General features: G+C 64.7%; 20 protein-coding genes and 1 tRNA gene. 13 read left to right on the top strand and 8 right to left on the bottom strand.

Annotation, left to right across the window (positions count from 1 at the left end):
• The first annotated feature begins 90 nt into the window (after positions 1-90).
• Together BLT50_RS07350 and BLT50_RS07345 are read left to right on the top strand one after the other, a co-directional pair.
• Positions 91-1,557: an efflux RND transporter periplasmic adaptor subunit gene (locus tag BLT50_RS07350; protein WP_090028021.1), complete on the top strand. Its 1,467-nt coding sequence runs from the start codon at positions 91-93 to the stop codon at positions 1,555-1,557.
• 3 nt (positions 1,558-1,560) lie between these two features.
• Positions 1,561-4,953, top strand: coding sequence for an efflux RND transporter permease subunit (locus tag BLT50_RS07345; protein ID WP_090028020.1), 3,393 nt, complete (start codon positions 1,561-1,563; stop codon positions 4,951-4,953).
• Between the two features lie 9 nt (positions 4,954-4,962).
• Here BLT50_RS07345 and rlmH read toward each other — a convergent pair whose 3' ends face one another.
• From rlmH to BLT50_RS07330, 3 genes are all read right to left on the bottom strand, one after another.
• Positions 4,963-5,433: a 23S rRNA (pseudouridine(1915)-N(3))-methyltransferase RlmH gene (rlmH, locus tag BLT50_RS07340; protein ID WP_090028019.1), complete on the bottom strand. Its 471-nt coding sequence runs from the start codon at positions 5,431-5,433 to the stop codon at positions 4,963-4,965.
• Complete coding sequence (gene rsfS, locus BLT50_RS07335; protein ID WP_090028018.1) at positions 5,434-5,805, bottom strand: ribosome silencing factor; 372 nt, start codon at positions 5,803-5,805, stop codon at positions 5,434-5,436.
• Between the two features lie 210 nt (positions 5,806-6,015).
• The gene (locus tag BLT50_RS07330) at positions 6,016-7,353 is read right to left on the bottom strand and encodes a mechanosensitive ion channel family protein (RefSeq protein WP_090028017.1); all 1,338 of its coding nucleotides are present in this window, start codon (positions 7,351-7,353) and stop codon (positions 6,016-6,018) included.
• 255 nt (positions 7,354-7,608) lie between these two features.
• Between BLT50_RS07330 and leuC the strand changes: the two genes are divergently transcribed.
• The 4 genes from leuC to BLT50_RS07305 all read left to right on the top strand — a co-directional run bounded on the left by leuC (position 7,609) and on the right by BLT50_RS07305 (position 11,846).
• Positions 7,609-9,012 carry a 3-isopropylmalate dehydratase large subunit gene (gene leuC / locus BLT50_RS07320; RefSeq protein WP_090028015.1) on the top strand — a complete coding sequence of 468 codons (1,404 nt, stop codon included), beginning with the start codon at positions 7,609-7,611 and terminating at the stop codon, positions 9,010-9,012.
• Positions 9,012-9,617: a 3-isopropylmalate dehydratase small subunit gene (gene leuD / locus BLT50_RS07315; RefSeq protein WP_090028014.1), complete on the top strand. Its 606-nt coding sequence runs from the start codon at positions 9,012-9,014 to the stop codon at positions 9,615-9,617. Before leuC ends, leuD begins: the two co-directional genes overlap by 1 nt.
• A 355-nt stretch (positions 9,618-9,972) precedes the next feature.
• On the top strand, positions 9,973-10,806 hold the full coding sequence (locus tag BLT50_RS07310; protein ID WP_245723324.1) for a hypothetical protein: 834 nt from the start codon (positions 9,973-9,975) through the stop codon (positions 10,804-10,806).
• A gap of 8 nt (positions 10,807-10,814) precedes the next feature.
• Positions 10,815-11,846 (top strand): endonuclease/exonuclease/phosphatase family protein, encoded by a 1,032-nt coding sequence (locus BLT50_RS07305; RefSeq protein WP_245723323.1) that lies wholly within the window; start codon positions 10,815-10,817, stop codon positions 11,844-11,846.
• Here BLT50_RS07305 and BLT50_RS07300 read toward each other — a convergent pair.
• A complete protein-coding gene (locus BLT50_RS07300) occupies positions 11,843-12,706 on the bottom strand; it encodes a Rossmann-fold NAD(P)-binding domain-containing protein (RefSeq protein WP_090028327.1) in 864 nt (287 codons plus the stop codon). The two genes, BLT50_RS07305 and BLT50_RS07300, sit on opposite strands and share 4 nt — an antisense overlap.
• A 91-nt stretch (positions 12,707-12,797) precedes the next feature.
• Between BLT50_RS07300 and BLT50_RS07295 the strand changes: the two genes are divergently transcribed.
• Both BLT50_RS07295 and leuB read left to right on the top strand, forming a co-directional pair.
• A complete protein-coding gene (locus BLT50_RS07295; protein ID WP_090028012.1) occupies positions 12,798-13,694 on the top strand; it encodes a LysR family transcriptional regulator in 897 nt (298 codons plus the stop codon).
• A 61-nt stretch (positions 13,695-13,755) separates the two neighbouring features.
• A complete protein-coding gene (gene leuB / locus BLT50_RS07290) occupies positions 13,756-14,862 on the top strand; it encodes a 3-isopropylmalate dehydrogenase (protein ID WP_090028011.1) in 1,107 nt (368 codons plus the stop codon).
• On the opposite strand, the gene BLT50_RS07285 is transcribed toward leuB, so the two are convergent.
• Positions 14,863-16,530 (bottom strand): Na/Pi cotransporter family protein, encoded by a 1,668-nt coding sequence (locus BLT50_RS07285; protein ID WP_090028010.1) that lies wholly within the window; start codon positions 16,528-16,530, stop codon positions 14,863-14,865. It lies immediately after the preceding gene.
• Positions 16,531-16,588: 58 nt separating this feature from the next.
• Here BLT50_RS07285 and BLT50_RS07280 point away from each other — a divergent pair.
• From BLT50_RS07280 to BLT50_RS07270, 3 genes are all read left to right on the top strand, one after another.
• Positions 16,589-16,665 (top strand) — tRNA-Pro (locus BLT50_RS07280).
• A gap of 131 nt (positions 16,666-16,796) precedes the next feature.
• Positions 16,797-17,090 carry a DUF6455 family protein gene (locus BLT50_RS07275; protein WP_139170489.1) on the top strand — a complete coding sequence of 98 codons (294 nt, stop codon included), beginning with the start codon at positions 16,797-16,799 and terminating at the stop codon, positions 17,088-17,090.
• 149 nt (positions 17,091-17,239) lie between these two features.
• A complete protein-coding gene (locus BLT50_RS07270; protein WP_090028325.1) occupies positions 17,240-17,425 on the top strand; it encodes a CTP synthetase in 186 nt (61 codons plus the stop codon).
• A gap of 4 nt (positions 17,426-17,429) precedes the next feature.
• Here BLT50_RS07270 and BLT50_RS07265 read toward each other — a convergent pair whose 3' ends face one another.
• Positions 17,430-18,197, bottom strand: coding sequence for an alpha/beta fold hydrolase (locus BLT50_RS07265; RefSeq protein ID WP_090028008.1), 768 nt, complete (start codon positions 18,195-18,197; stop codon positions 17,430-17,432).
• Between the two features lie 65 nt (positions 18,198-18,262).
• Between BLT50_RS07265 and BLT50_RS07260 the strand changes: the two genes are divergently transcribed.
• Positions 18,263-18,634 (top strand): hypothetical protein, encoded by a 372-nt coding sequence (locus BLT50_RS07260; protein WP_090028007.1) that lies wholly within the window; start codon positions 18,263-18,265, stop codon positions 18,632-18,634.
• Positions 18,635-18,738: 104 nt separating this feature from the next.
• On the opposite strand, the gene glyA is transcribed toward BLT50_RS07260, so the two are convergent.
• Entirely contained in the window at positions 18,739-20,022 is a 1,284-nt protein-coding gene (gene glyA, locus BLT50_RS07255; RefSeq protein ID WP_090028006.1) for a serine hydroxymethyltransferase, read from the bottom strand.
• A gap of 184 nt (positions 20,023-20,206) precedes the next feature.
• On the opposite strand from glyA, the gene BLT50_RS07250 reads away from it, so the two are divergent.
• Positions 20,207-20,968, top strand: a complete 762-nt coding sequence (locus BLT50_RS07250; protein ID WP_090028005.1) for an NAD kinase — start codon at positions 20,207-20,209, stop codon at positions 20,966-20,968.
• Between the two features lie 120 nt (positions 20,969-21,088).
• Here the strand turns inward: BLT50_RS07250 and BLT50_RS07245 are convergent, their stop codons facing one another.
• Complete coding sequence (locus BLT50_RS07245) at positions 21,089-21,352, bottom strand: DUF6455 family protein (RefSeq protein ID WP_090028004.1); 264 nt, start codon at positions 21,350-21,352, stop codon at positions 21,089-21,091.
• Positions 21,353-21,398: the final 46 nt, after the last annotated feature.

Below are 21,398 nucleotides of genomic sequence, written 5' to 3'. Positions count from 1 at the left end.
ATGCGTAACAGCCTTGTGGCTTGGCATTTCATACATCCCGGCTACACTTGAGCGCCGGGATGTATCCCGCCTTGCAAGGGTCTAAAATCGATGCGTTTTCTGCGGCAAAGCCTGTCGGGTCTGTTTCTGTTTGCGGTCACTCTCGCGCTGCTGGTCTATGCTGGCGCGATGGTGCGCGACGCGATTCAGGACCGTCTCAGCCAGGAGGCCCGCGTGCCGCCACAGCGCGAGCGCGTCTTTGCCGTCAATGTCGAAACCGCCGAGCCGCGCACCGTGGCGCCCATCCTGACCGCATTCGGCGAAGTCCAGAGCAGGCGCACCCTGGAATTGCGCGCCGCCGCGAGCGGCACCGTGATAGAACTGTCCCGCGATTTCGAAGAAGGCGCGCATGTACGGGCTGGCGACGTGCTGCTGCGTATTGATCCTGCGGACGCGCAGGCCGCGCTGGAGCGTGCGGAAAGCGACCTGATGGATGCCGAAGCGGAAGGCCGCGAGGCCGAACGCGCGCTGGCGCTGGCACGCGACGAACTGGACGCCGCGCAGGAACAGGCCGACCTGCGCGAACGCGCTTTCCAGCGGCAGAAGGATCTGGAGGCGCGCGGCGTCGGCACCGCGGCGGCCGTGGAAACCGCCGAACTTGCGGCCTCGGCCGCGCGTCAGGCGGTTCTGACGCGGCGCCAGGCCGTCAGCACCGCAGAGGCGCGGGTCGATCAGGCGCAGACCCGTCTGGCGCGCGCCCGTATCGCGCGTGACGAAGCGCAGCGCCGACTGGACGACACCGTGCTGCGCGCGGAATTCGATGGCTCTCTCAGCGGGGTGTCGGTGGTCGAGGGCGGGCTGGTGGCCACCAACGAGCGTCTTGCGCAACTGGTGGACAACAACGCGCTTGAGGTGGCGCTGCGCATCTCGACCCCGCAATATGCGCGGCTGCTTGACGATCAGGGCAATCTTGCCCCCCTGCCCGTCACCGTCACTCTGAGCGTACTGGGCGCCGAGCTTGAGGCTACGGGCGTGCTGACCCGCGACAGTGCCGCAGTCGGCGAAGGCCAGACCGGGCGCCTGATATTTGCCAGGCTCGACAATCCGCGCGGGTTCAAACCCGGCGATTTCGTCACCGTCGGCGTGACCGAACCGGCGGTCGAAAATGTCGTGCGCCTGCCTGCCACGGCACTTGCGGCGGATGGCGCGGTACTTGTCCTGGGGGCCGACGAGCGGCTGGAAATCCTGCCCGTGACGCTTGTGCGCCGGCAGGGCGACGACGTCCTGGTGCGCGGGCGCGGCCTTGCGGGCCGCGAGGTGGTGCGCGAACGCTCGCCGCTGTTGGGACCAGGGATCAAGGTGCGCCCGCTGCGCCTGTCGGGTGACGATGCCCAGTCAGCACCGGCCGAGCCCGAGATGCTGGAACTGACCGAAGAACGCCGCGCGCGGCTGGTCGCTTTCGTGGAAAACAGTTCCGGTATGCCGGACGAGATCAAATCCTCGATCCTGGCGCGCCTGCAACAGCCGCGCGTGCCGGCACAGATGGTCGAACGGCTCGAAGCGCGGATGGGGGGCTAGGCGATGGTCCGCCAGATACCGGACCGCGCGGGCGGGATCCTGTCCTATTTCACGCGCCACCGGACGGCGGCGAACCTGTTGCTGGTGGTGTTGCTGGTCCTTGGCATGGCCGCCGTTCCGCGGATGCGGGCGCAGTTCTTCCCCGATGTCGTGATCGACGACGTGTCGATTTCCATCATCTGGGAAGGCGCCGGCGCCGAAGACGTGGACCGCGGCATCGTCCAGGTGCTGGAACCCGCGCTGCTGGCCGTCGAAGGGGTCGAAGCCTCGTCCAGCTCCTCCTTCGAGGGGCGCGCCTCGATCAGGCTGGAATTCGAGCCCGGCTACGACATGAGCCGCGCCACCGATGACGTGCAGCAGGCGATCGACTCGGTCACCACTCTGCCGGACGAGGCGGAAGACCCCGAGATCTGGCGCGGCACCTGGTACGACCGCGTGACCGATCTTGTGATCACCGGCCCGGTCGGGACCGAGCAGCTGGCGCTGTTCACCGACGAGCTGGTGAACCGCTTGTTCGCGGCCGGCGTGACGCGCACGACGATCCGCGGGATCGCGGCGCCGCGCACCATCATCGAGGTGCCTTCGGTCAATCTCATGGCGCATGACGTGACGATCCAGCAGATCGCCGCCGCCATCGCCGAAGAGGTCGACGCCGACCCTGCAGGCGACATCACTGGGGCCAATGCCCGCGTGCGCACGGGGGTTGAGAAACGCGACCCCGACCAGATCGCCGGGATCGTTCTACGCTCCAATCCCGACGGATCGACCCTGACGGTGGGCGACGTGGCCGAGGTGCGCATCGAAGGCGTGACCCGCAACCGCAGCTATTTCGTGGGCGAGCATCCGGCCATGTCGATCCGGGTGGACCGCTCGGCCTCGGGCGATGCGATCGCGCTGCAGCACCAGGTCGAAGAGGTCGCCGCCGAGATGGAGGCAACGCTGCCGGCCGGCGTGACGATCGACCTGATCCGTACCCGCGCCGAGGCGATCACCGGGCGCCTGAATATCCTGATCGACAACGGTCTGATGGGGCTGGGCCTGGTGCTGGCGCTGCTTTTTCTGTTCCTGAACGCGCGCACGGCTTTTTGGGTGGCGGCCGGTATCCCGGTGTCGATGCTGACTGCCATCGCGCTGATGTATGCCGCCGGTATCACGATCAACATGATCTCGCTGTTCGCGCTGATCATCACGCTTGGCATCGTGGTGGACGACGCGATCGTGGTGGGCGAACACGCCGATGCCCGCGCGCGCCGCCTGCGCGAACCGCCCGTGGTGGCGGCCGAGAACGCGGCCCGGCGCATGGCGATGCCCGTCTTTTCCGCGACGCTGACAACCGTGATCGCGTTTTTCGGCCTGACCGCGATCAGCGGCCGGTTCGGCGACCTGATCTCGGACATTCCGTTTACCGTGATCGTCGTGCTGGCCGCGTCGCTGATGGAATGTTTCCTGATCCTGCCGCATCACATGGCCCATGCCCTGACCCACACCGAAAAAGACCATTGGTACGATGTACCGTCGCGTATCGTGAACCGGGGATTCCGCTGGCTGCGCGACCGCCTGTTCCGCCGCGTGATCGCCTTTGTCGTCTGGGCGCGCTATCCCGTCTTCGGCCTGACGATCCTCATCCTGGCCAGCCAGATCGCGATGTTCGCGCGCGGCGACGTGCAATGGCGGTTCTTCAATGCGCCCGAACAGGGCAGCGTGACGGGCAATTTCGCCATGCTGCCCGGCGCATCGCGCGCGGATACGCTTGCCATGATGCGCGAGATGCAGCGCGCGACCGATGCGCTGGGGCAGCAATACGAAGAACGCTACGGGCGCAACCCGCTGGATTACGTGATCGCCGAGATCGGCGGCAATTCCGGCCGCCCCCTGCCCGGCTCGGAGACCAAGGACGACGATTTGCTGGGCGGCATCTCGATCGAGCTGATCGACGCCGATCTGCGGCCCTATTCCAGCTTCCAGTTCGTCGCCGAATTGCAGGACATGGTGCAGCAGCATCCGCTGGCGGAAACCGTCAGCTTCCGTGGCTGGCGGTCGGGACCGGGCGGCGAGGCGCTGGACGTGCAGTTCTACGGCGCGACGGCGGACACGCTGAAAGAAGCAAGCGAGGCGCTGAAATCCGCGCTCTTGCGGTTCCCCGAGGTGTCCGCGGTCGAGGATGACCTCGCCTATGACAAGGAAGAGCTGATCCTGGAACTGACGCCGCAGGGGCAGTCGCTGGGCTTTACCATCGACGGGATCGGGCGGGTGTTGCGCCACCGGCTGAACGGCCTTGAGGCCGCGACCTACCCGATGGGCCCGCGCAGCGCCGAAATCCGCGTGCAATTGCCCGAAACCGAGCTGACCGCCGATTTCATGGAACGGATGCAGATGCGCACGCCCTCGGGGGCCTATGTGCCGCTGGCCGATATCGTCAGCGTCGAACGGCGCACCGGCTTTTCCACGGTCAAGCGTGAGAACGGCATCCGGCTGATTTCCGTCACCGGCGACATATCCGAAGACGATCCCGCCCGCGCCGAAGAGGTGATGCGCGCATTGGAGCAGGAGATCCTGCCCGACATCGCCGCGCGCCATCAGGTCGAATGGCGCCTGTCGGGCCTGAGCGAGCAGGAAGACGAGTTCCTGGGCGATGCGCTGACCGGGCTGATCCTGTGCCTGACCGGCATCTACATCGTGCTGGCCTGGGTATTTTCCAGCTGGACCCGGCCCATCGTGGTGATGGCGATCATTCCCTTCGGCCTCGTCGGTACGATCTGGGGGCATTACATCTGGGATATACCTCTGTCGATGTTCACCGTGGTGGGGCTGCTGGGCATGACGGGGATCATCATCAACGACTCGATCGTGCTTGTGACCACGATCGACGAATACGGGCAGGAACGCGGGCTGATCCCGTCGATCATCGACGGCGCGGCGGACCGCCTGCGCCCGGTGATGCTGACCACGATGACAACGGTCCTGGGTCTGGCCCCTCTTCTTTATGAACGCTCGCAGCAGGCGCAGTTCCTGAAGCCGACGGTCATCACGCTGGTCTACGGGCTTGGCTTTGGCATGATCCTGGTGCTGATCGTGGTGCCCGCCCTTTTGGCGATGCAGCAGGACGTGTCGCGCCAGATCGCCGCGCTGAAACGCAGCCTGCGCGCACGCGCCCTCCGCGGGGCGATGTGGCCCGCGCTTATCGCGGTTCTGGCGTGGCTGGGCCTGACGATGGGGTGGGCTGCTGCGACAGGCATGCTCCAACCAGAGCTTGCCGCCGCCTTGCCCGCCTTCGCGGCGCTGCCCGCAATGATCGCCTCGGCGGCACTTTTCCTAATCGGGGTCGCAGCGCTGTCGCTGCTGCTGTTCATCGGTGTCGGCATCTCGCACGCCTTGCGCAGCCGCCGCCCGGGCTGATCCGCGCGCCTAGACCCGGTGATACGGGCTGCCGGCCAGGATCGAGGCCGCGCGGTAGAGCTGCTCGGTCAGCATCACGCGGGCGAGCATGTGCGGCCAAACCATCTTGCCGAAACTCAGCGAGGCATCGGCCCGCGCCCGCAGGCCAGGGTCGATCCCGTCGGCCCCGCCGATGACAAAGGCCACATCACCCCGCCCCGCATCGCGCCATTTCGCCAGCAAGGCCGCGAAATCGGGCGAGGACATCAGCTTGCCGCGTTCGTCCAGTGTGCAGACCAGCGCACCGTCAGGGATGGCACGGTCCAGCAACGCGGCCTCGGCGGCCATGCCGCCGCCCTTCTTGTCCTCGACCTCGTGGATTTGCGCCGGTCCGAGGCCAAGGCCCCGGCCGGTGCGGTCGAAACGTGTCAGGTAATCGTCGATCAGCGCACGTTCGGGGCCCGCCCGAAGGCGCCCCACGGCGCAGAGATGGACGCGCATTCAGCCGCGTGCCTGATCCGATGCCGGATGGTTGGGCAACCACATCTTTTCAAGCTGGTAGAATTCGCGCACTTCGGGGCGGAACACATGCACCACCACGTCACCGGTGTCGATCAGAACCCAGTCGCCGGTTTCCTTGCCCTCGGTCCGAACGGGAATGCCGAATTCGTCCTTCAGGCGTTCGACCAGCTTTTCGGCGATCGCCGTCACCTGCCGCGACGAGCGGCCCGAACAGACGATCATGTAGTCGCCAATGGACGATTTCCCGCGCAGGTCGATCTGCACGATGTCTTCGGCCTTGTCGTTTTCCAGTGAAGTCAGAATGCTTGCCAGCAGTGCATCGCTGGTCACATCCGTGCGGGCGCCTGTCATAGGTGCCCCGTTGTCAGCGGCCCGGGCCGCGTCTGCGATAAGAGACAGGACATTGTCCTCCTATGCTGCGCACCGTCCGTGCCCCGGTGCTGGGCGTGGTTTGAAAATAGCAACGCAAGGGCAAAAAAACAATGTCGTTCGGGCACGAATGACACCAGCGGCGATGCTTTGCTGAACGTCCGCCGCCAAGATCACACCGGCGCGCCGGCGTCAATCGGGCAAACGCGCCGGATCGTTCAGCATCCGAACCTCGCGCTGCGGGAACGGGATCGAGATGCCGTGCTCCTGGAACGCATCCCAAAGCGCCAGGTAGACATTGCCGCGAATATTGGTCAGCCCGCCGGTCGGGTCCGAGATCCAGAAGCGCAGGATGTAATCGACCGAGCTGTCGCCAAAGCCCACGATGTGGCAGACCGGCGGCTTGAAGCTCAGAACCCGGTCCACGGATTTCGCCGCCTCTATCGCGACGCGGCGCACCGTGTGCGGGTCGTCGCCGTAGGCGGTGCCGAAATAGATATCCAGACGCACGTAATCGTTCGAATGGGACCAGTTGACCACCTGCCCGGTGATCAGATCTTCGTTCGGGATAAGGTATTCCCGCCCGTCCCGCGTCACGACCGAGGTATAGCGCGCGCCCAGCGTGTTGATCCAGCCGAAGGTTTCCCCCAGGCTGATGACGTCGCCCGGTTTGATCGACTTGTCGAGAAGGATGATCACGCCCGACACAAGGTTCGACACGACCTTTTGCAGACCGAAACCAAGGCCGACGCCGATGGCGCCCGACAGAACGGCCAGCCCGGTCAGGTCGACGCCAACCATCCGCAGCCCGAGGAAAAACGCCGCGCCGTAAAGAAGCAATTGCAGGAACTTTACCGCAAGCACCTGCATCGAGGGGCTGATATCCTCGTTCTTTCGGATGCGGCCTGCCGATGTGACCGACAAAAAGCGCGCCACGAAGAAAAGCGCCCCGATGATCGCGACGGCCTGCAGCACGATCCAGACGGAAAGCCGGGTCTCCCCCAGCGATATCGCCATGCTGTCCAGCACCTGCTGCGCCTCGTCCGTCAGGTTGAGGATCGACAGCGTGACCCATGTCCAGCCGGCATAGCGCACGACGCTTCGCAGGAAGGAGTTCACGATCAGCCGCGATGCAAGGGCGATCAGCAGCCATGCCAGCGAAAGCTGCCCGATGATACCCAGCAGGTAGGTGCGTGACGGCCAGGTGATTTCGCGCATGGCCCAGATCACGGGCCATATCAGTGCAACGAACAGGATCAGCCGCATCCGGTTGCGCACCAGCAGCCCAAAGCGCTTGCGCCACATGGGCCAGTTCTCGCGGGTGCGCAGCCAGGCATCCCAGCGCGCCGCCAGCCCCTTGGCCACGAAATGCGCCAAGATCAGGACGGCCAGCGCGATCAGGATCTGATAGGCATTCCAGGGCCGCAGGAAGGATTGCAGGAATGCCTCGATCTGACCCAGAAGGCCCTGGCCTATTTCGGCGATATTGGCAGCCTGCTCGGCCAGGTCGTTCGGTTCGTCGGGGTTCATTGCGCCTTCCTTTCGGTCAGTTTGGCCAAAGGGGCAGATCAGGGCAAGGGCATAGAGGCTTGCGGGACTCAGCGGGGCGGTATATCCCCTGCGCCATGACACGCGTTTTCGACATGGATGATCGCGCCCGCCTGCCGTGGCGCTTTTACGGCGCAAGCCACACGGTTCTGGCACGTCTATGACGCGCCTGGCGCGACGCCGCGCCCCCATGCACCCGTACTTTCCCGAAGAACAACCTGAAAACGGAGAGGACCAATGTCCCCCAAGACGCTTTATGACAAGATCTGGGATGCCCATGTCGTCCACGAGGACACCGACGGCACCTGCCTTCTTTATATCGACCGCCACCTCGTGCACGAGGTGACCAGCCCGCAGGCCTTCGAAGGGCTGCGCATGGCCGGGCGCAAGGTGCGCGCACCGGAAAAGACGATCGCCGTGCCCGATCACAACGTGCCGACGACGCTGGGGCGCGAGAACCCCGACCAGATGCCCGAAGACAGCCGCATCCAGGTGGCCGCGCTTGACCAGAACGCCAAGGATTTCGGTATCCACTACTACCCGGTCAACGACGTCCGCCAGGGCATCGTGCATATCGTCGGCCCCGAACAGGGCTGGACGCTGCCGGGCATGACCGTGGTCTGCGGCGACAGCCACACCGCGACGCACGGCGCGTTCGGCGCGCTGGCGCACGGGATCGGCACGTCCGAGGTTGAACACGTGCTGGCCACGCAAACGCTGATCCAGAAGAAATCCAAGAACATGAAGGTGGAAATCACCGGCAAGCTGCGCCCCGGCGTCACCGCCAAGGACATCACCCTGTCGGTGATCGGCGCCACCGGCACCGCCGGCGGCACGGGTTACGTCATCGAATACTGCGGCGAGGCGATCCGCGATCTGTCGATGGAAGGCCGCATGACCGTCTGCAACATGGCGATCGAGGGCGGCGCCCGCGCCGGCCTGATCGCGCCGGACGAAAAGACCTTCGAATACGTTCAGGGCCGCCCGCACGCCCCCAAGGGCGCGCAGTGGGAGGCCGCGCTGGCGTGGTGGAAGACACTCTATTCCGATGACGACGCGCATTGGGACAAGGTCGTGACCATCAAGGGCGAAGACATCGCGCCCGTCGTCACCTGGGGCACCTCGCCCGAAGACGTGCTGCCGATCACCGCCACCGTGCCCACGCCCGAGGATTTCAAGGGCGGCAAGGTCGATGCGGCGCGCCGGTCGATCGAATACATGGGCCTGACGCCCGGTCAGAAACTTTCGGATATCGAGATCGACACCGTGTTCATCGGGTCTTGCACCAACGGCCGCATCGAAGACCTGCGTGCCGCGGCCGAAATCCTGAAGGGCAAGAAGATCAAGGTGAAACGCGCGATGGTCGTTCCCGGCTCGGGCCTGGTGCGGGCGCAGGCCGAAGAAGAAGGCCTGGCGGACATCTTCAAGGAGGCCGGTTTCGAATGGCGCATGGCCGGCTGTTCGATGTGCCTGGCGATGAACCCCGACCAGCTGTCCGAGGGCGAGCGCTGCGCGTCGACCTCGAACCGCAACTTCGAAGGGCGGCAGGGCTACAAGGGCCGCACGCACCTGGTGTCGCCGGCCATGGCCGCCGCCGCCGCCGTTACCGGCAAACTGACCGACGTTCGGGAGATGATCTGATGGAAAAGTTCGAAAAACTGACGGGCATCGCGGCGCCCCTGCCGCTGGTGAACATCGACACCGACATGATCATCCCCAAGCAGTTCCTGAAAACGATCAAGCGGTCGGGGCTGGGCGTGAACCTGTTCGACGAGATGCGGTATGACCGCCAGGGCAACGAAATCCCCGATTTCGTCCTGAACAAGCCGCAATACCGCGAGGCCGAGATCCTGGTCGCCGGTGACAATTTCGGCTGTGGTTCGTCGCGCGAACACGCGCCATGGGCGCTCAAGGATTTCGGGATCAAATGCGTGATCTCGACCTCGTTCGCAGACATCTTCTACAACAACTGCTTCAAGAACGGCATCCTGCCCATCGTGCTGCCGCAAGAGGCGGTCGATGCGCTGATGAAGGACGCCGAAAAGGGATCGAACGCGCGGATGATCGTCGATCTCGAGGCGCAGACGGTGACCTCTTCGGATGGCGACGTGTTCACCTTCGAGGTGGACAGCTTCAAGAAGCATTGCCTGCTCAACGGGCTCGACGATATCGGGCTGACGATGGAAAAGGCTGGCGCGATCGACACCTTCGAAAGCCAGGCAAGCCAGGCCAGGCCCTGGGTCTGACAGGCCCTGCATGCCCCGGGAAAAACCCGGGGCATGCCGCACAGGCCACTTGTGCGCCTTTAACTTCCCCCCACAAGATATTGAGAATGAACGCGAGTTTAATCAACTCGCGGGTACAATTGATGCATTCCCGCACCAGTTTTTCCATGAAAAGGCCCAATTGATTAGCCCAATATAAGGGGCCGCTTGAGCACTGTGACGAAAGAAGGCAAGAATTGGGCAAGAATGAGGCAAACCGTCGGCACCGGCGGCGTCAAGTTGGAAAAAGGGCGCGGCAACGCATCGCGTCCAGCCAGGTTGAAGGGAACGGGCAGTGATTGTTCAACTGTTCAAAGCGCTTTTCCGCGCTGTGTTGGTGGCTGTGCTTGTGGCACTGCCGGCGCTTGCGCTGCCCAGCGCAAGCGACGATGGCCCGCAGATCGTGGTGCTGATCTCGATCATCATCGCCTTGCTAGTCTTTCTTGAATACAACAGCGCCTACCCCAGCTTCGTCGAGTTCCGCTATGCGCCGCCGATCAACCGCTTGCGGTTCGGTGCGCTGTTCCTGACCGTGGCGGTTCTCAGTGCCGTCTGCGCCGATGAAAACACCACCAGCACCATCGGCGCCATTGCGGCATCTCTCGCCGGGTTGATCGCTGGATTTCTGGACATTCCGTTTTCGCCAGTCCGGCTGATCGGTCTGATCCTGCCGGCCGATGCGCCTGCAACGCTGGTCGAAACCCTCAGAATTGCGGCGGGATTTGCGTATTTCGTTTCGCTCTGCATCGTCGGGCTCTTTTTCCTGCTGGTGCATGTGGCCGGCTGGCCCGCCCGCCACGGGGCGTTCAATGTCTGGATCAACCTGCCGCTTTTCGACCCAACGGCCGGCAGCGATGTCGTTACACGGCTCCGGCGCCATGGCTTGATTAACCTCGTGTTAGGTTTCCTGTTGCCATTCTTGCTTCCGGCGGTCGCAAAGGCTGCCTCCGGTATCGTCGATCCGATGATCCTGGAAAACGAACAAACGATGATCTGGGTCGTGTCGCTATGGGCCATTCTGCCGGCCAGCATGATGATCCGCGGGATTGCCATGAACCGCATCGCGCAGATGATCCTTCAGAAACGCGAACGCGCCTATGCGGCCGCCCAGGCCGCCGGCGACGGCGAGGCCGCTTCGGAAAACGACGAAGACAGCTATCAGCTGGTCTGATCGCGCTCTTGCTGTCCGTCTTTGGGCCGCTGGCCTGGGCCGGCGACACGCTGCGCATCGCCACCTACAACACCGAGCTTTCCCGCGACGGTCCGGGGCTTTTGCTGCGCGACATCCGCAACGGACGCGACCCGCAGGTCACGGCGGTCATCGAGGTGATCCGTGCGCTGGGCCCCGACATCCTGGTTTTGCAGAACTTCGATTTCGACGCCGGTCACGCGGCGGCCTCGGCCCTGCAGGGCGCGCTGGGTGCGGCGGGTCTGGATATGCCGCACATGTTTCTGCGCGCGCCGAACACCGGCCTGCCGACGGGTCTGGACATGGATGGCGATGGCCGCACCGGGCGTGCGGACGATGCGCAGGGCCATGGCGGGTTCCGGGGTCAGGGCGGTCTGCTGATCCTGTCACGCCTTCCGATAGATCACGCGGCAGCCCTGGATTTCACCGCCTTGCCATGGCGCGACCTGCCCGGCGCGACCCTGCCCACACGCAACGCCGCCCCGTTTCCGTCACCCGAGGCACAAGCGGCGCAACGCCTGTCATCGGTCGCGCATTGGGCCCTGCCGGTCGCAACGCCTGACGGGCCTCTCTGGGTTCTGGCCTTTCACGCCACGCCGCCCGTGTTCGACGGCCCCGAGGACCGCAACGGGTTACGCAATGCCGACGAAATCCGGTTTTGGCAGGTCTTGCTGGATGGCGGCTTGGGCCCTGCCCCGCAGGCGCGCTTTGTCATCGCCGGCAACGCGAACATAGACCCGGACCGGGGTGAGGGGCGGCGCGGCGCGATCCGGGCCCTCGTGAATGATCGGCGCGTGGCCCCGCTGACGCCAATGGGGCATGCGGGGGCGAACACGGTGGACTGGTCGGATATCGGGCTGGGCCAGCGGCGGGTCAGCTATGTCCTGCCGTCGAACGACCTGCGCATCGTGGCAAGCGGCGTGTTCTGGCCGCCACCGGACAACCCGCTGGCCGATGCCGTTGCCCGTGCCAGCCGCCACCGCCCGGTCTGGGCTGATATCGCCCTGTCCGGCGCGGATTAGCGCAGCGGCGCGATCGCCGCCGCAAGGGCAATGTCCAGCGGTGTCGGCACGAAATCGGGCAACAGCGCATCGAAGCGGCGGCCATCCATGCGGTGTGGAAGCGACCAGAGATACCGCATCTCGAACATCCCGCCCACGAAGGGCATGAAAGGCCGGGCCAGCCGCAGCATCCACCACGGGACCGGGCGCAGACGTATCTTGCGCCCCGTTACGCGGCCAAGCGCCGTCGCCATCTCCTGCCCCGTCAGCGTATAGCCGGGAAAGGGGATGTCGGCATAGACGGGCAAGCTGTCGCGCTGTTCCGCCAGGTCCAGAAACGCACGCGCCACATCGGGCAGATACGCCCAGGCATGCGGCACGTCCGTGGCCCCCGGGTAGCGCAGAACACCCTTGGCGACAGGCTTCGCCATCATCGCATCGAACCAGTTGCCGGACGCTTCGGTGTCCAGGAAATCCCCCGCCCGCAGAAGGATCGTCCTGACGCCCTCGTTCCGATAGGCGGCCTCCATCTCGGCGCGCAACCGGCCCAGCGGGTTGGTCGCGGCGTGCGGGGTGGATTCATCCCAGACCGGTCCGCTGCCATCCCCGAAAACATACACGTTCCCCGGCAGCAGAACGGTCGCTCCATGACGCAAGGCTGCGCGGCGGACCTGAGCATGCAGGGCCGGCATCTCGGCCGCCCATCGGTGATAGGGCGGGTTCCACCCCATCGCGATCACGTCGGCACCGGCGGCGGCGCTGTCCAGATTGTCTTTTGCGCGGTCGAATCCGCGCACTGTCCAGCCGGCGGCCGCGAACACATCGGAAATGTTGCGCCCAAAACGGCCGCTTGCCCCAAGCACAAGGATAGTTCCTGACATCTTGTCCTCCTTAATCCATTCGCCACGCTTATCGTTCATTCCCTTGCGAATGGATATTGACAGATTTTGGATATCCTCCATTCATTATTGAATGGCCAAAACGCTCAAGATCACCGACTGGTCGCTCATCCCCGCATTCCTGGCCGTGGCCGAAACCGGCACACTGTCGGGCGCGGCGCGCCTGCTCGGAAGTAGCCAGCCGACACTTGGCCGCCAGATACGCAGCCTCGAGGATCAGTTCGGCACCGCCCTGTTCATCCGCCACCCGCGCGGCCTGACCCTCAGCGAGGCCGGCCAGGCGCTGCTGCCCGCCGCGCGCAGCATGCAAGAGGCGGCCGGCCGCATGGCGCTGGCCGCCATGGGTCGGGACCATGCCCTGAAAGGCGTGGTGCGGATCACGGCCAGCCACATCGTGGCCCATTACATCCTGCCACCGATCCTGGCCCGCCTGCGGCGCGAAGAGCCCGAGATCACGATCGAACTTGTGCCGTCGGACAGCCCCGAGAACCTGCTGTTCCGCGAGGCCGACATCGCGCTGCGCATGTTCCGCAGCACGCAGCTCGATATCGTCACGCGGCATCTGGGCGATCTGCCCATCGCCATCTTCGCAAGTCGCGAATACCTCGACAGGCGCGGCCGCCCGCGCACGCCGGACGACCTGATGCAGCACGACCTGATCGGCTATGACCGGTCCGACCTGATCCTGCGCGGTATGCGCGAGGCCGGGTTCCCCGCCACGCGCGACTGGTTCGCCCTGCGTTGCGACGATCAGGCCGCCTGCGTGGAACTGGCGCGCGCTGGCTGCGGCATAGGTTTCGTGCAGCGCCACATCGCCGAGCGCGACCCGTCGCTGGAAATCATCGACCTGGGCATTGACCTTCCCACCCTGCCCGTCTGGCTGGCCGCACCGCAATCGACGCGCCGGACACCGCGCATCGCGCGCGTCTGGGACGTGCTGGCCGACGGGCTGGCGCCTTTGCTTTCTTGACCCTTCCGGCGCCGGGCGCTACGCCACGCGCAACGCTTTTGCAGACGAAGGACAGCAGAACATGACCAACCCATCGCTTCTTATCCTGCCCGGTGACGGGATCGGCCCCGAAGTCATGGCCGAAGTGCGCAAGATCATCGACTGGTACGGCGCCAAGCGCGACCTTGCCTTCGACGTGAGCGAAGGGCTTGTTGGCGGTGCCAGCTATGACGCGCATGGCACGCCGCTGACGGACGAGACGATGGAACAGGCGCAATCGGTCGATGCCGTCCTGCTGGGCGCCGTGGGCGGGCCGAAATACGACAACCTGGATTTCAGCGTGAAACCCGAACGTGGCCTGCTGCGCCTGCGCAAGGAAATGGACCTCTACGCCAACCTGCGCCCTGCGCAGTGCTTTGACGCGCTGGCCGATTTCTCGTCGCTGAAAAAGGACGTGGTCGCCGGGCTCGACATCATGATCGTGCGCGAACTGACCAGCGGCATCTATTTCGGCGAACCGCGCGGGATTTTCGAGGAAGGCAACGAACGCGTGGGCATCAACACCCAGCGTTACACCGAATCCGAGATCGAGCGCGTCGCGCGTTCGGCCTTCGAACTGGCCCGCCGGCGTGGCAACAAGGTCTGTTCGATGGAAAAGGCCAACGTGATGGAATCGGGCATCCTGTGGCGCGAAGTGGTGCAAAAGGTCCATGACGAGGAATACCCGGACGTGGAGCTCAGCCACATGTATGCCGACGCCGGCGCCATGCAGCTTTGCCGCTGGCCCAAGCAGTTCGACGTGATCGTCACCGACAACCTCTTTGGCGACCTGCTGTCGGATGCCGCCGCGATGCTGACCGGCAGCCTTGGAATGCTGCCTTCGGCCAGCCTGGGCGCCCCGATGGCCAATGGCCGGCCCAAGGCGCTGTATGAACCGGTACACGGTTCTGCCCCCGATATCGCGGGCCAGGGCAAGGCGAATCCCATCGCCTGCATCCTTAGCTTCGCTATGGCGCTGCGCTATTCCTTCGATATGGGCGACGAGGCGGACCGGCTGGAAAAGGCCGTCGAAAAGGTGCTGGCCGATGGCGTGCGCACGGCCGACCTGCTGGGCGAAGAAGGCGTGACCCCTGTTTCGACATCGGAAATGGGCGATGCGATCGTCGCCGCGCTGGACGCCAGCGTCTGATCAATCCCGGTCCGCGGCCCTTTCGGGGGCCGCGGACAACCCCTCGCGCGCCTGCGCCTGGTAGTCGGCCACACGCACCGCGTGATGCAGGGTGCGCAGCAGCCACCGCATCGCATCGGTATGCGAAAACACATCAGCCAAGGAATAAAGCCCGGCATGTTCGCCCAGCAGCAGGCCCCGGCGATGCCGTGCCTGCCGGTGATCCAGAAGCGCCTGCAGGCGGGCCAGCCGGGCGGCCTCCTGCGTCGACGGCCCCTCGCCCAGACGCCTGAGGCAGGCACCGATCGCCAACGCCGGTCGGCGCAGCGCACGGTCATCCATCAGCGCCGTGAAATAGCCCCGGCTTTCCACCCGTGCGCGCATCCGCACCAGATGGTCGAGCTGGTGCAGCAACGCGGAATAGACAGCTTCGGCCGATTTGCGCCCCTCTGGCAGGCGTATGTTCTGCAGGAAGTTCCGCAGCTCTTCGACCGCGGTGTCACAGGGCCCCAGCGCGGAAAGCCCCCGGAAATCGGGATGCCCGGCCAGCGCCCCGCCAAGCGCACCGAAGAGCCGCGCCGCGATCTTGTCCGCCGCCACCTGCGCGGCGACCAGCGCGGTCTCGGGGTCGCGCAGCATCGAACGGTCCAGGCTGACCAGGGGCGGCTCTTTCCGTTCCGGCACCAACCGCGCGACAAAGTCCGCAAACCGCGCGGTTAGAGGCAGGAACATCGCGACGCCCAGCACGTTGAATCCGGTGTGCATCGCCAGAAGGATCGTCATCGCATCATGATCCGCGCCGAAATCGGTGATCCAGCCCGCAGCCAGCCAGACCACCGGAAAGGCCACCGCAAACGTTCCGATATTGAACAGCAGGTTGGCCACGGCCGTCTGCCGCATCGGTTTCGATCCGCCGACCGATGCAAGGATCGCGGTAAAGGTCGTGCCGACATTCATTCCCAGAACGATCGCCGCCGCCTGGATCAACGCCAGCGCCCCGCTGTCGAGCAACACCAGGGCAAGCGCCAATGCCGCGCTGGACGATTGCATGAGCACCGTCACCGCGACCCCCAGGCCCGCCAGAAACAGCAACCCGGCCAGGGTTGGTCCGGGCAGCCGTTCGGGCGTCAACTGTTCGGTCAGGTCTGCCGCGCCGTTCTGCATCAGCGCCAGGGCGACCAGCAACAGGCACAGCCCCGCCGCCACGCGTCCGGCCCGCGCCACCGCGCCGCGGCCCAGCAGGACCATCAGGCTGGCGGGCAAAAGAGCCGCCATCGCGACCGCATCGAGCTGCAGCTTGAACCCCAGGATCGACACAAGCCATCCGGTGGCCGTGGTGCCGATATTCGCGCCGAATATCACACCCAGCGCCTGCGGCATCGACAACAGGCCCGCCCCGACGAATCCGACGGTCATGACCGTCGTGGCGCTGGACGACTGGATGATCGCGGTCGCCCCGGCCCCGGTCAGGACACCGCGCATCGGGGTCGTGGTAAAACGTGCAAGAACCGCCCGCAGATCGCGGCCCGCCGCATCGCGCAACGCGGCCGTCATGACCTCCATTCCCAGAAGGAACATGCCCACACCGCCAATCAGGGAAAGAACGTGATCCATCGGCCCCTTGTCCCGGCACGGGCCGATCTTGCCCTTGGCCGTGCCCGTGCGCAAGGCGCGACAGGGCCCGTGCATTTCCTGCGCGTTAGCCCTTGCAAATCGCGCAAGGCAGCGGTAATGCACGCGCCACGGTCGGAGTGTAGCTCAGCCTGGTAGAGCACTGTCTTCGGGAGGCAGGGGCCGGAGGTTCGAATCCTCTCACTCCGACCAGATAATCCAAAAAATCCCTGCAATAGCCCGGCGCGTTTTCGCGCCCGGAAAAAATTTTCACCTTCCTGTGATCCGGCCAAGGCATGCCGGCGTATACACTGTAAACCAAAATTTACACAGGGAGAGAGGAAATGTCAGGTGCGCTTAACAGAATGATGTCCGATTTCCGGCGCCGCCAACGTGTACGCCATGCGATGTTCGACCATCTGGGGATCGACATCACCGATGAACAGGCCCCCGCCCATTTCGACGAATTGCGCGACACGCTGGTTGCCTGCAACCGATGCAACTGCACCGACACCTGCGCACGCTGGATCGCGCAGGGGCATCCCGGCACGCCGCATTTCTGCCGCGCGCGCACGGCGTTTCAAAAACTCGAACTTGCCTCGGCGGCACGGCCGCGCCTGCGCGAAGCGGCCGAATAGGCGCCCCCGGCCACCTGCGTCAATTGCAGCCCCGAGACAGAGCCGCGCAACAGCTTTCGATCTGACACAGATCAAGGCGCAAGTATTGTTGAATTGCTAATGTATGTTTCACGGGAACGCGCCTGTGCAAACAATACATGAGGCCCGCCATGATGCGCCTTGCTTCTATTCTCTATTCGCTCATCAGCACCACGCTGGCAGGAAGTCTTATCATCGTGTCGCTCGTGGCCGGGTACACGACGCTTCAGCCGATCCTGATCGCCGCGGCTGCGGGGTTTGCGCTTGCCTTGCCCATGTCTTGGGCCGTGGCGCGCCAGCTTTACAACAACGCCTGACCTGTCACCCCGCCGCCGTCACGGTCAGCCAGTGGCTGACGGCGGCTTCGAATTCGCGTGGTTTCTCGGCGTGGAGCCAATGGCCCGCGCCGGGTATCTTGGCAAATTGCGCGCGCGGGAACAGTTCCTTGATCCGCGGGCGGTAGGCCCGGTCGACATAGTGCGAATCCGCCCCGGACAAAAACAGGGTCGGACCGTCGAACTGCGCGTCGATCTGCGGAAAGGACAGGATTTTCGGCATCTCGGCCGCAAGCACATCGAGGTTCAGCCGCCAGCGCCGGTTCGCCACATCCAGCGACTGCAGAAAGAACGCCTGCAATTGCGGATCGTCGACGCCCCCGAGTTGTTCCAGCGCGTCCGAGCGTTTCTGAACCCTCGAAAGATCCACGGCCTTCATCGCCTCGATGTACTGAATTTGCGAATGATCATACGCCACCGGCGCGATGTCGGCGACGATCAGGCGGCGCAGTTTTTCGGGATGGGTCAATGCCAGCGTCATCGCGGTTTTGCCGCCCATGGAATGGCCCAGAACGTCCCACGCCCCGCCCAGATGGCCGATGACTTCGGCCAGGTCGTTGGCCATGTCCTCGTAGCCATGGGTGTCGAACCACGGGCTGTCGCCATGATTCCGCATATCGACGGCGACGACGGGCCGGTCTTCGGACAGACGCTTTGCGATCTCGCCCCAGTTCCGCGCCGACCCATAAAGCCCGTGCGCAATCAAAAGGCCCGGACCTGCCTGCATGTTTCCATGGGTGATGTAGTTCAGCATCGTTGCTCCCTTGGCGTTTGACCCCGGCCGGAACGCGTTCTAGCCTGCCCGGCGGAGAGACGCCGATGGATTCCAAAGACCTTTCGCGCAAGACTGCGCATCTGAACGCATTGCTGGAGCAAAAGCTGGGCCTGCGCAAGGGGACGCTCGGGCACCGCGCCAACAAGGCCGGGCGCCTTTTGCCGGGATGGGTGCGGCGCAACCTGCGCCAGCTGGATGAAGCCGCGCAGATGTCGGAAAACCCCAAGCTGGCCCGCATGATGGACACCAGCGCACTGGACCGCGCTTATTCGACGGCTCTGGATTACCTCAAGACCATCAACCCGAAAGAGCGTCGCAAGGACTGGTGGCTCAGCCTTGCGAGCAGCATGGCATTCAACCTGTTGCTGCTGGCGGCGATCATCCTCGGCCTGCTGCGTTGGCAGGGCATAATCTGAGGCCGAGCGTCCTCTTGCGATGAATATTCCGGGGGAAGTCACCGCTTGTGGCGACGGGGGGCAAAGCCCCCCGCCCTGGCGCGCCCATGTGGGCGCACAACCGGTCAGATGTTAGGATAGATCGGGAATTTCTTGCACAATGCCTCGACCTCGGCCTTCACCTTGGCTTCGACCTCGGCATTGCCGTCCTCGCCATTGGCGGCCAGCCCGTCCACGACCTCGACGATCCAGTCGGCGATCTGGCGGAACTCGGCCTCGCCAAAGCCGCGGGTGGTGCCGGCGGGCGTGCCCAGGCGCACACCGCTGGTGACGGTGGGCTTTTCGGGGTCGAACGGGATGCCGTTCTTGTTGCAGGTGATGTGCGCGCGCTCCAGCGCGGCTTCGGTCGCGTTGCCCTTGACGCCCTTGGGCCGCAGGTCGACCAGCATCACATGGCTGTCGGTGCCGCCGGTGACGATGTCCAGGCCGCCCTTCATAAGCTGGTCGGCCAGCGCCTGGGCGTTTTTCACGACCTGCTGCTGATAAGCCTTGAATTCGGGACGCAGCGCCTCGCCAAAGGCCACGGCCTTGGCCGCGATCACGTGCATCAGCGGGCCGCCCTGAATGCCGGGGAAGATCGCGCTGTTGATCTTTTTCGCGATCGCCTCGTCATTGGTCAGGATCATGCCGCCGCGCGGGCCACGCAGGGTCTTGTGGGTGGTGGTGGTCACGACATGGGCATGCGGGAACGGGTTGGGATAGACGCCCGCCGCGATGAGGCCCGCGAAATGCGCGACATCGGCCAGAACGATCGCGCCCACGGTGTCGGCGATTTCGCGGATCTTGGCAAAGTCGATCACCCGCGGGATGGCCGAACCGCCCGCGATGATCATCTTGGGCTTGTGCTCGGCGGTCAGCGCGGCGATCTGGTCGTAATCGATCAGGCTGTCCTGCTGGCGCACCCCGTATTGCACGGCATTGAACCACTTGCCCGATTGGTTGGGCTTGGCGCCGTGGGTCAGGTGCCCGCCGGCATCCAGCGACATCCCGAGGATCGTGTCGCCCGGCTGCAGCAGCGCGGTATAGACGCCCTGGTTGGCCTGGCTTCCCGAGTTGGGCTGCACATTTGCGAATTCACAGCCGAAAAGCTGCTTGGCGCGGTCGATGGCAAGGTTCTCGGCCACGTCGACGAACTGGCAGCCGCCGTAATACCGCCGGCCCGGGTACCCTTCGGCGTATTTGTTCGTCATGACCGAGCCCTGGGCCTCCATCACGGCGGCCGAAACGATGTTTTCCGAGGCGATCAATTCGATCTCGTGGCGCTGGCGGCCAAGCTCGTCGGTGATCGACTTGAAAAGCTCGGGGTCGCGCGAGGCGAGGGATTCGGTGAAGAAACCGGTGTCAGACATCAAGGGCTCCGTTGCGGTGAAATCCAAAGGAATGGTTTGGGCGTTGTCCTAAAGTAAACCCCGCCCCACGGAAAGTGCCGAATGCGACGCAGGCGCATGCACATGCGGCGGGGCTGGTTATGTTGCGAAGTTTGTGTTTCTTTCGGAACCGAATTCAGCCCTTCGGAAACGGGATTTCCGCCAGATGACGCTTTCCATCGCCTTTACGGCCAGCGATGCGCCCAGCGCGCAAACCGCGCGTGCGGCCCTGGTGGCGCGCTACGGCGATGCGCCCGAAGACAGCGCCGACGTGATCGTCGCATTGGGCGGCGACGGTTTCATGCTGCAGACACTGCACCGCACGCAGGCCCTGGATGCGCCGGTTTACGGCATGAACCGGGGCACGGTGGGTTTTCTGATGAACGCCTTTCACGAAAGCGACCTGATCGAGAGGCTGCAGGAAGCACAGGAAGAAGTGCTGAACCCCCTACGCATGCGCGCGACACGCATGGACGGATCGGTGCACGAGGCCCTGGCGATCAACGAAGTGTCGCTGCTGCGGCAAGGCCCGCAGGCCGCCAAGCTGAAGATCACCGTCGATGGCCGGTTGCGGATGGAGGAACTCGTCTGCGACGGCGCGCTGGTGTCCACGCCGGCCGGATCGACCGCCTACAATTATTCGGCACATGGGCCGATCCTGCCGATCGGCTCGGACGTGCTGGCCCTGACGGCGATCGCGCCGTTCCGGCCCCGCCGCTGGCGCGGGGCGCTTTTGCCCAAGACCGCCCATGTGCGCATCGACGTCACCGACCCCGAGAAACGGCCGGTGATGGCGGATGCGGATTCGCGGTCGGTGCGCGATGTCGTTTCGGTGGAAATCCAGAGCGCACCGGAGGTCGCGCACCGGATATTGTTCGATCCCGGCCACGGCCTGGAAGAGCGGCTGATCCGGGAGCAGTTCGTCTGACGAAAGGGGATTGCGCGCCCTTGCGGGCGCGCCGGGTTGGGGGGCTTTGCCCCCCGCCGCCGCAAGCGGCGCCTCCCCCCAGGATATTTTCGGAAAGAGAAAACGCTGATGCGCGTTATTTCAGACGGTTTCGCGTAGCCGGTCGAACACCGCGCGGTTCGCGCATCCGGGCGGCACCTCGGCGTCGGCGCCCTGTTTGTTCGCATCCAGCCAATGTTCACAGCCTTCGGTCCATTGGCAGCCCCGGCAGCGGGTCACCATTGCCGACCAGTCTTCGGGGGAAAGCCGCCCGTCGCGGCGGGCCTGCGCCAGATCGACGCCGGTGCTGCGCGCCATGTCCTGAACCAGCCAGAAATGCTTGATCGGATTGCCGAGACTGTGCATTGCGCCCTCCCCTGCTGAGACGTTGCCAAGGTTAGGCCTTCGGTCG

It is taken from the genome of Lutimaribacter saemankumensis (genome assembly GCF_900100005.1).
GTDB classification, from domain to species: domain Bacteria; phylum Pseudomonadota; class Alphaproteobacteria; order Rhodobacterales; family Rhodobacteraceae; genus Lutimaribacter; species Lutimaribacter saemankumensis.
The sequence above is the reverse complement of the archived record's forward strand: the minus strand, read 5'-3'. Positions and strand labels throughout refer to the sequence as shown.